Origin of the sequence: Anaerosporobacter sp. (assembly GCF_031551385.1) — a bacterium.
In the GTDB taxonomy this organism is placed as follows: Bacteria; Bacillota; Clostridia; order Lachnospirales; family Lachnospiraceae; genus Anaerosporobacter.
The window spans coordinates 1-2670 of record NZ_JAVBNS010000244.1 but is presented as its reverse complement, the minus strand read 5'-3'; the positions used below and the strand labels follow the sequence as shown (position 1 = coordinate 2670).

The window sequence follows — 2670 nt, the reverse complement described above, 5'->3', positions numbered from 1 at the left end:
AGCAGCATTAGCATTACTAAATGACCAAGTTAAGAAGGTGGCGTAATGGCATCTTCTTATGTAGGTGGTTTAAGTGGTGCATTCATTCCTGTAAGTGAAGACCAAGGTATGATTAATGCAGTACAAGCCGGTATGTTAACGTTAGAAAAGTTAGAAGCAATGACTTGCGTATGTTCTGTAGGTCTTGATATGATAGCGATTCCTGGAGATACGAAAGCAACAACAATCTCTGGCATTATAGCAGATGAGATGGCAATCGGTATGGTTAATCAAAAAACAACAGCAGTACGTTTGATTCCTGTAATCGGTAAAAAAGTAGGCGATACAGCTGAATTTGGTGGATTACTTGGATATGCACCAATTATGCCAGTTAATCAAGCAAGTTGCGATAACTTCATTAATCGTGGCGGAAGAATCCCTGCGCCAATCCATAGTTTTAAAAACTAGAGAAAAGTATAGAATAAATATAAAAGGAGCTGTTAGAGGACTGCGATAAGTTATCTAGTAGTTCCTTTTAGGCTTTATCTGTATTTCTTGAAATTTCCAAGCGGTAATAATATAATAAGAAAAAAGGTATACTAAAGGTTGTATGTTATAAGAAAGGCAGGGTTATTAGAATGAATAGAGTGTTAGCTGAAATTGATTATAAAAATATATTCAAATACTTTGAAGAAATAAGTGCAATTCCAAGAGGTTCAGGAAATATGCAGGCAATTAGTGCTTATCTTGTAAACTTTGCTAAGGAGCATAATATCGAGTATATTCAAGATGAAGTTTTGAACGTGATTATGATAAAAGAGGCAACAAGTGGTTATGAGAATGCACCTTCGGTAATCTTACAAGGGCATATGGATATGGTTTGTGAGAAAGAATCATGGTGTAATCATGACTTTGAAAAAGAAGGTTTAGAATTAGTTATAGATGGTGATTATATTCGTGCGAATGGAACGACATTAGGTGGAGATGATGGTGTAGCTGTAGCATATGCGTTAGCGATACTTTCAGATAATACATTGAAACATCCACGTTTAGAGGTAATTATTACAACGGACGAAGAGACAGGAATGGATGGCATTATCGGACTTGATACAACGAATTTAAAAGCAAAGTATATGCTAAATCTTGATTCAGAAGATGAAGGAGTTATTCTTTGCAGCTCTGCTGGAGGTTTAGGCGGTACGGTTACTTTGCCATTACAATATGAAGATGTTGTAGACGGAGAAGGGATACTATCCATTGCAATTTCAGAATTGCAAGGTGGCCATTCTGGTGCAGAAATCCATAAGAATAGAACAAATGCAAACGTTATGTTGGGTAGAATCCTAATGCAGCTTGGAAAATCAAAAGAGTATGCACTAGCAGATATGCAAGGTGGGAATAAACACAATGCGATACCTCGTGAGGCAGTTGCTAAGATCGTTGTAGCTGCTGCTTGTATTGAAGAGATAAAGAAGAAGGTAGAGGATATCGCTGAAGATATCAAAAAAGAGCTTCTTGCAAGTGAGCCAGATGCAAAAGTAGAAGTAACGATATGCAAGGACTCAATTGGAAAGAAAATTAAAAAAGAATGCACAGATAAAATCATATATATGCTTGTGACTGCACCATATGGTGTGTTAGTAATGAGCTCAGATATAGAAGGCCTAGTTGAAAGCTCTGTCAATATGGGGATATTGCGTGTTGTGAATGATAAGATGGAATTTCATTATTCCGTTCGTAGTTCTATTAACTCTTATAAGCACTATGTATCAGATCGCCTTGCATTACTAGCAAAATCAATTGGAGCAGATTATCTTATGGATGGAGAATATCCAGCATGGGAATATAGGAAAGAGTCGAAATTCCGTGATTTATTAACGGATGTATTCAAGAAACAATATAATTATGAGCCAGTAGTGACAGCAATTCATGCTGGTTTAGAATGTGGTATTATATCGGAAAAGATGGAAGATCTTGATATTGTTGCGATTGGACCAGATATGGCAGATATTCATACTCCGAAAGAGAGATTGTGCATTAGCTCAACAAAACGTGTATACGATTATGTAATTGCTGTGCTTGAAGCAATTTTGTAAGATGAATAGAACATGTTACAAGAGGAAAGTAAGAGAGGAAGACCTGTGAAGAGAAGTCGATTATATAAGCTGTTATTGTTTGATGTGATTGCGCTTGCAGTAATATTTGTTGCAGTAGTATACGTATATTTGAACAGTTCATTTGCTCCACAAAGTAATAATAGTATAGATGAACCAGAGCTCCTATTTACGCAGTCGTTTGCACAAAAAATGGAGACCTCGCTAAACGAATCTTTGCGTTTTTTATCAGTGAGTAATGATGAAATACCAACAGAAGAGTTACAACAAGAAGTTGTAACACGAAAACCGATACTTATGGAAGTTACAGGAGATGTGTTGTTTTCAGCATCTCCACTGAACAAATATGATTCAGGAAATGGAATTACCTCAATCCTTTCGACGGATTTACTAGAAAAGATGAATTCTGCTGATATCACGATGGTGAATTTGGAATTTCCTTTTAGTACAAGGGGAACGCAGATGGAAAATAAGCAGTATACATTTCGTGCAGATCCAGCAAGATGCTCTATTCTTAAAGAAATGGGTGTGGATATTGTTTCATTAGCGAATAATCATATACTAGATTTTGGAACAG

Annotated in this window: 2 protein-coding genes and 1 pseudogene; all 3 read left to right on the top strand. The window is 36.4% G+C overall.

Annotated features, from left to right (window positions below; genetic code table 11):
* Positions 1-447 (top strand): annotated as a pseudogene (locus tag RMR19_RS18490) (DUF711 family protein); the annotation flags it as partial.
* A gap of 170 nt (positions 448-617) precedes the next feature.
* Positions 618-2075: an aminoacyl-histidine dipeptidase gene (locus tag RMR19_RS18485; protein ID WP_310604980.1), complete on the top strand. Its 1458-nt coding sequence runs from the start codon at positions 618-620 to the stop codon at positions 2073-2075.
* A gap of 12 nt (positions 2076-2087) precedes the next feature.
* Positions 2088-2670, top strand: a 583-nt coding sequence (locus RMR19_RS18480; protein WP_310604979.1) for a CapA family protein, incomplete at its 3' end; no start/stop codon positions are given.